Origin of the sequence: Leifsonia sp., from assembly GCF_051955155.1 — a bacterium.
In the GTDB taxonomy this organism is placed as follows: Bacteria; Actinomycetota; Actinomycetes; order Actinomycetales; family Microbacteriaceae; genus Leifsonia.
Window position 1 is genome coordinate 21,244 of sequence record NZ_JBQCGZ010000042.1, and the last position, 6,310, is coordinate 27,553.

7 protein-coding genes are annotated in these 6,310 nt (G+C 72.7%); 3 read left to right on the top strand and 4 right to left on the bottom strand.

The window, feature by feature from the left end:
* Window positions 1–86 precede the first annotated feature (86 nt).
* Window positions 87–2,273, top strand: coding sequence for a DEAD/DEAH box helicase (locus tag ACTHMF_RS04105; protein WP_314147649.1), 2,187 nt, complete (start codon window positions 87–89; stop codon window positions 2,271–2,273).
* Between the two features lie 30 nt (window positions 2,274–2,303).
* Here the strand turns inward: ACTHMF_RS04105 and ACTHMF_RS04110 are convergent, their stop codons facing one another.
* From ACTHMF_RS04110 to ACTHMF_RS04125, 4 genes are all read right to left on the bottom strand, one after another.
* Window positions 2,304–2,492 carry a hypothetical protein gene (locus ACTHMF_RS04110; protein ID WP_440316402.1) on the bottom strand — a complete coding sequence of 63 codons (189 nt, stop codon included), beginning with the start codon at window positions 2,490–2,492 and terminating at the stop codon, window positions 2,304–2,306.
* Between the two features lie 65 nt (window positions 2,493–2,557).
* Complete coding sequence (locus tag ACTHMF_RS04115) at window positions 2,558–3,187, bottom strand: response regulator transcription factor (RefSeq protein WP_314147646.1); 630 nt, start codon at window positions 3,185–3,187, stop codon at window positions 2,558–2,560.
* Window positions 3,184–4,377 (bottom strand): histidine kinase, encoded by a 1,194-nt coding sequence (locus tag ACTHMF_RS04120; RefSeq protein ID WP_440316403.1) that lies wholly within the window; start codon window positions 4,375–4,377, stop codon window positions 3,184–3,186. Before ACTHMF_RS04120 ends, ACTHMF_RS04115 begins: the two co-directional genes overlap by 4 nt.
* Before the next feature lie 23 nt (window positions 4,378–4,400).
* Window positions 4,401–4,796, bottom strand: a complete 396-nt coding sequence (locus tag ACTHMF_RS04125; protein WP_440316404.1) for a DUF3224 domain-containing protein — start codon at window positions 4,794–4,796, stop codon at window positions 4,401–4,403.
* 76 nt (window positions 4,797–4,872) lie between these two features.
* Between ACTHMF_RS04125 and ACTHMF_RS04130 the strand changes: the two genes are divergently transcribed.
* Window positions 4,873–5,499 (top strand): CYTH domain-containing protein, encoded by a 627-nt coding sequence (locus ACTHMF_RS04130; RefSeq protein ID WP_314147642.1) that lies wholly within the window; start codon window positions 4,873–4,875, stop codon window positions 5,497–5,499.
* 103 nt (window positions 5,500–5,602) lie between these two features.
* On the top strand, window positions 5,603–6,310 hold a 708-nt coding region (locus tag ACTHMF_RS04135), incomplete at its 3' end, for an ATP-dependent 6-phosphofructokinase (protein ID WP_440316405.1).

Sequence of the window (6,310 nt, forward strand, 5' to 3'; positions counted from 1 at the left end):
GGTCCCCCTCCCGCCGCCCCGCGCCGGCCCTCACGCCCACCGGCGCCGCGCCTGATGGCAGTTCGCGGCACATCCACTGGAGGACCATGTCTCGTTCGGGTCAGCGCACTTCGGGTCAGAGCACCTCGGGTCAGCGCAGCGCGTCCCGCCCCCAGCAGCGTCGCAACCGTCACGCCAACAACGACGGTCTCATCCCCGTGCTCGCCCGCAAGGTGCGCGAGGTGGAGGCGAAGGCGACCGACGGCAAGAAGCTCGGGCCGACCAACCGGACGAAGTTCCAGGTCATCGCCTTCCTGATGCGCGAGGAGCGGGCGCGGGCCAAGTCCGACCCCGACCTCACCGATGCCGCGCGCGCCGAGCAGCTGAAGCGCCTCGACGGGATCGCGACGATCCTCGCCAAGACGGCCGCCCGCGACACCTCGCTGATCTCGCTGCTGGAGAGCGAATCCCCGCCGACCGCGACCGCGCAGAAGATGCGCCGCGACTGGCTGCTCGAGTCCGGCACCGAACTGAGCCCGGACGACCTCATCATCACCGTGGAGCGCCCCGTCGCGCAGGAGAGCGTCCTGCTGCCGCCGGAGCTGGCGCAGAAGCAGGTCGTCCCGCCGTCCGTCAAGGCTCGCCAGCTGTCCAACCCGTTCCTCGCCCCCGACCTCAGCCGGCTCGCTCCGGCGGCGCCGACACCGCGTCGACGCCTGGACTCGTGGGAGCTGCTCGGCCCGCTGTTCAAGTCGTTCGAGTACGGAGCGGGCGGCCAGGCGGCGAGCATGGAGCTGCCGCCCGCGCCGGCCATCGACCGCTACTCGCCGACCGGCCTGGAGCTGATGCACCACCAGTCCCGGTTCCTGGAGAGCGTGCGGCAGGGCCACCGGACCTTCCTGCTCGCCGACGAGCCGGGTCTCGGCAAGACTGCGCAGTCGGTGCTCGCCGCCTCCGTCGCCGGCGCGTACCCGCTCCTGGCCGTCGTCCCCAACGTCGTGAAGATGAACTGGGCGCGCGAGGTCGAGCGCTGGACGCCGCACCGCAGGGCGACCGTCATCCACGGCGACGGCGAGGGACTCGACGCCTTCGCCGACATCGTCGTCGTCAACTACGAGGTGCTCGACCGGCACCTCTCCTGGCTCAGCACCCTCGGTTTCAAGGGCATGGTCGTCGACGAGGCGCACTTCATCAAGAACCTGCACTCGCAGCGCTCGCGCCTGGTGCTCGGCCTCGCGGACGCGATCCGCGAGAAGACCCCGGACCCGCTGCTGATCGCGCTCACCGGCACGCCGCTGATCAACGACATCGACGACTTCAAGGCGATCTGGCAGTTCCTCGGCTGGATCGACGGCGACCGGCCGACCGCGGAGCTCATGGAGAGCCTGGAGGAGACCGGTCTGACCCCGGCCGACTTCGGCTTCTACGCCGCGGCCCGCGAGTCGGTGATCGACCTCGGCATCGTGCGCCGCCGCAAGATCGACGTCGCCGCCGACCTGCCGAGCCGCCGGGTCGTCGACCTGCCGGTGGAGCTGGACGACGACCTCGGCCGCTCCATCCGCCAGGCGGAGAAGGAGCTCGCCGCGCGCCTGGTCGCCCGCTTCCACCGCGCCGCGGCCGCCGGTCGTCCTGACTCGTTCGACGGCGACGACGAGGCGCACCGGAAGCACCTCATCCGGCTGGTCGCGCAGTCCGAGCTGGAGGAGTCGAAGTCGGCCAAGACCGGCGACAATGTGTTCACCATGGTCCGCAGGATCGGCCAGGCGAAGGCCGGGCTCGCGTCCGACTACACCGCGCAGCTGGCGCGCTCCGTCGGCAAGGTGGTCTTCTTCGCCAAGCACATCGACGTCATGGATGCGGCGGAGGAGGCGTTCGCCGCCCGCGACCTGAAGACGATCTCGATCCGCGGCGACCAGACCGCCATCGCGCGTCAGAGGGAGATCGACGCCTTCAACAACGACCCGGATGTCTCGGTCGCGGTGTGCTCGCTGACCGCCGCCGGCGTCGGCCTGAACCTGCAGGCGGCGTCCAACGTCGTGCTCGCGGAGCTGTCCTGGACGGCGGCGGAGCAGACCCAGGCGATCGACCGCGTGCACCGCATCGGCCAGGAGGAGCCCGTCACCGCGTGGCGGATCATCGCGGCGCAGACCATCGACTCCAAGATCGCCGAGCTCATCGACGCCAAGCAGGGTCTCGCGGCCCGCGCCCTCGACGGCAGCGACGTCGAGGTCGGCTCCGCGGACTCCGTCCAGCTGGACGCCCTCATCCACCTCCTCGAGGACGCGCTCGCGTAACGTCCCCGTGCGGTCCTCGCGGCAACCGCGCTAGGCGATCTCGGCGTCGTCCGGGTCGAGCGGGACGGGGCGGTCGTCGTCCGGCAGGAGGCGGTCGTCGTCCTCCTCCTCGTCGACGGGCAGGTCGTCGGGGTCGTGGACGACAGGCTCCGGCTCGTAGTCGCCCTCCTGCGCTTCGCGGAAGTCGTCGTCCTCCGGCTCGCGTTCGGTGTCGCTCATGGCACGAGGGTACCTCGCGGCCGGGCGGCGGTGAAGACCGTTCCGGGCGTCCACGACGGACGTCGTCAGCGCCGTAGCAGGCCCGCCTCGGTGGCCGCGGCGACGGCGGCGGTGCGCGAGGAGACGCCGAGCTTCGTGAAGACGTGCACGAGGTGCGACTTCACCGTCGCCTCGCTCAGGAACAGCTCTCGCGCGATCTCCGCGTTGGTGCGCCCGGCGGCGACGAGCGCGAGCACCTCGATCTCCCTGGCGCTCGGGCGGATGCCCTGCTCGTCGCGGCGCTCGTCCAGCCGGGCGGAGACGGCAGGCGCGAGTGCGGTCTCGCCCGCCGCGGCGGCCCGGACGCCCGCCACCAGCTCGGCGGGCGGCGCGTCCTTGAGCAGGTAGCCGCTCGCCCCGGCCTCGACCGCGCCGAGGATGTCGGCGTCGGTGTCGTAGTTCGTGAGCACGAGCACCCGCGGCGGCGCGTCCAGGCGGCGCAGCTCCCGCGTGGCGCTCGCACCGTCCCCTTCCGCTCCCGCGCCGAACTGCAGGTCCATGAGCACGACGTCCGGCCGCAGCCGGGCGCCGAGCGCGACCGCCTCGCGCGGGGTCGCGGCCTCTCCGACGACCTCGATGTCGTCCTCCGTCGCGAACAGGGCGCGCAGCCCGGCCCGCACGACCGGATGATCGTCCGCCAGCAGGATGCGGATCACGACGCGCCCCCGATCGGCAGGGTGACGGCGACCGCCGTGCCGCGTCCCGGCGCGGACTCGATCACGACCTCCCCGCCCAGCGCGGCCGCGCGCTCGCGCATCGCGCGCAGACCGAAGGAGCCGGGATGTCCGGCACCGTCTTCGGAGCCGCCGGTGTCGAAGCCGTGTCCGTCGTCCACGACATCGAGGGTCACTGCGTCCTCCATGTAGCTCAGCGTCAGCCCGGCGCTCGCCGCGCAGGCGTGCTGGACGACGTTGGCGAGCGACCCCTGCGCCGCGCGCAGCAGCGCCGTCTCCACCGGCATCGGCAGCGGGGTGGGCTCGCCGCTCACCCGCACGCTCACGCGCACCCCGCTGGCGCGGGTCGTCTGCTCCGCCAGCCGGGCGAGGGCTGCGGGGAGCGAGCGCTCGTCGAGGGCGGGCGGGCTCAGCTCCCGGATGAACCGCCGGGTCTCGGCGAGGTCGGTCGCCGCGGTCTCCCTGGCCAGCCGCAGCGCATCCAGGGCCGCCGGGTCCGTTGTGCTCCGCTCGGCGGCGTGCAGCAGCAGCTGGATGCTCGACAGCCCCTGCGCGACCGTGTCGTGCAGCTCGCGGGCGAGGCGCTCCCGCTCGCCGAGCGTCCCGGCCTGACGCTCGCTCGCCGCCAGCTGCTCCCTGGTCTCCATCAGGTCGCGGATCAGCCGCTCGCGCTCCTGCGCCTCGCGGAACAGGGCGCGGTAGCCGAGGCCGATCGCCACGGCGACGGCCGCGCCGATCAGCGGGCCGAGGATGCCGCCGGCCGTCCAGCCGGAGTGCCAGCCGAACAGCAGGATGGCAACGAGAGTGAGGACGCCGACCGCGACGACGCTCCACGGGACGGGAAGCAGGTGCAGGGCGAGGAAGAACAGCGGGAAGACCAGGAAGGTCGCGTCGGGGGTCAGCGCGGCCAGCACGACCCACTCGACGGTGAGGGCGGCGAGCCAGAGCAGCCGGAACGTCCCGCGCCGCCGCGATCGCAGCGGCCCGGCGGCGGCGTAGGTCGCCACGAACAGCACGCACACGCCGATCACCACGCCCTCCGGCACCCAGCGGCCGGTGGAGGCCACCGAGATGCACGCGCGCACGAGCACGTAGCAGGCGAGCCCGAGCACCAGCGCGTGCAGGCCGACCCGCAGCGCGGTGAACACCGGGGTCAGGGCGGAGTGGTTCACCCCGCCAGCCTAGGGCGCGCCGCTCAGCTCACGGTGAAGACGAAGTAGGGCCCGGTCTCGTCGTGGTGGATGCGCGCCTCGCCCGCGAAGGCGGCGAAGTCGCCCGTCCCGGTGCCCGGCACGATGTAGCCGAACGCCGACGGGTCGTCCGGGTGCTGCAGCGCGCCGTGGTGGACGGTGAACGAGCCGCTGCGGCCGTCGTCCATGGTGCCGGTGATGCGCTCGGCGGCGAGGTAGCCGCGGCCGCCCTCCTCGGTGCCGGAGGAGACGAAGTGCGCGACGGAGTCGCCGACGAGTCCCTCGGTGTACGTCTTGCGCATCACGACGGCGCCGACCCAGTCGCCGTCGATGCCGCTCAGCTCGGCGGGCTCCCAGCCGGTGACGTCGAAGCGGGCGGTGATGGTGTCGGCGGTGTCCATGCCAGGCAGCCTACGGGCGGTGCCCCGCGTCCGCTTGTAATTTCGCGACAGCGCGGAAGTGGACTAGACAGGGGTCATGCCGCACACGTCCCAGCTGGAGATCGAACGCAAGTACGACGTGGACGAGGAGACCCTTCCGCCGGCGCTCGTCGGCGTCGGCGCGATCGCCGTCGAGGGCGAGCCGACCACGGACGAGCTGGTCGCCACCTACCTCGACACGGCCGGCCTCGACCTCGCCCGCGCGCGGATCGCGGTGCGCGCACGCAGCGGGGGCGGGGACGAGGGCTGGCACGTGAAGCTGGCGCCGGAGGAGGAGGGCCGGCGTGAGCTGCACTGGCCGCTCGGCGACGGGACCACGCCGCCGGCCGAGCTCGTCCAGGCGGTCCGGGAGCACCTGCCGGAGGGCGTCGCGCTGGAGCTGACGCCCCTCGCGCGCATCCGGAACACCCGCGTCACCGTCCTGCTGCAGGACGCCGCCGGCTTCGACCTGGCCGAGCTCTGTGACGACCACGTGCACGGCGAGAACCTGCGCACCGGGCACAGCGACGCCTGGCGGGAGTGGGAGGTGGAGCTGCTGAGCGGCGCCCCGGACACCCGCGAGGGCCGCACGGCGCTGCTCGACGGGATCGAGGCGCGCCTGCTCGAGGCGGGCGCCCGGCACGCGGCGACGGCCTCGAAGCTGCAGCGCGCGCTCGGACTCTGATCGCGCCAATACCACCGCCCCCGGCGGCTCGTCCAGAGCGAATTTGTGCACGGGGGAGCCGAGTCGGCATGATTCGTAGGGGCGAAACGAGAAACGGAGCAGCATGAAGATCGGCATCCTGACCAGCGGCGGCGACTGCCCGGGACTGAACGCGGTCATCCGCGGCGCGGTCCTGAAGGGCGACCGGGTGTACGGCTCCGAGTTCGCGGGCTTCCGGTACGGCTGGCGCGGGGTCGTGGAGGGCGACATCATGCCGCTCGACCGGCACAGCGTGCGCGGCCTCTCCCGGCAGGGCGGCACCATCCTCGGCTCCAGCCGCACCAACCCCTTCGAGGGCGACGCGGGCGGCCCCGAGAACATCCAGCGGATGATGGACGAGAACGGCATCGACGCGATCATCGCGATCGGCGGCGAGGGCACGTTGACCGCCGCGCGCCGGCTCACCGACGCCGGGCTGCGCATCGTCGGCGTCCCGAAGACCATCGACAACGACCTCGCCGCGACGGACTACTCGTTCGGCTTCGACACGGCCGTCGAGATCGCGACGGAGGCCATCGACCGCCTGCGCACGACCGCCGAGTCGCACCAGCGCTGCATGGTCGTGGAGGTCATGGGACGGCACGTCGGCTGGATCGCGCTGCACTCCGGGATGGCCGGCGGCGCGCACGCCATCCTCATCCCGGAGCAGCCGCAGTCGATCGAGCAGATCTGCGAGTGGGTGGAGTCGGTGCGCGACCGCGGCCGCGCGCCCGTGATCGTCGTCTCCGAGGGCTTCCACCTCGACACGATGGAGGAGGCGCACTCGCACAAG

What these genes read in the sequence shown, in the direction of transcription:
- ACTHMF_RS04105 (WP_314147649.1), top strand. Translation starts at nt 87, where the DNA reads ATGTCTCGTTCGGGTCAGCGCACTTCGGGTCAGAGCACCTCGGGTCAG.
- ACTHMF_RS04110 (WP_440316402.1), bottom strand. Translation starts at nt 2,492, where the DNA reads ATGAGCGACACCGAACGCGAGCCGGAGGACGACGACTTCCGCGAAGCG.
- ACTHMF_RS04125 (WP_440316404.1), bottom strand. Translation starts at nt 4,796, where the DNA reads ATGGACACCGCCGACACCATCACCGCCCGCTTCGACGTCACCGGCTGG.
- ACTHMF_RS04130 (WP_314147642.1), top strand. Translation starts at nt 4,873, where the DNA reads ATGCCGCACACGTCCCAGCTGGAGATCGAACGCAAGTACGACGTGGAC.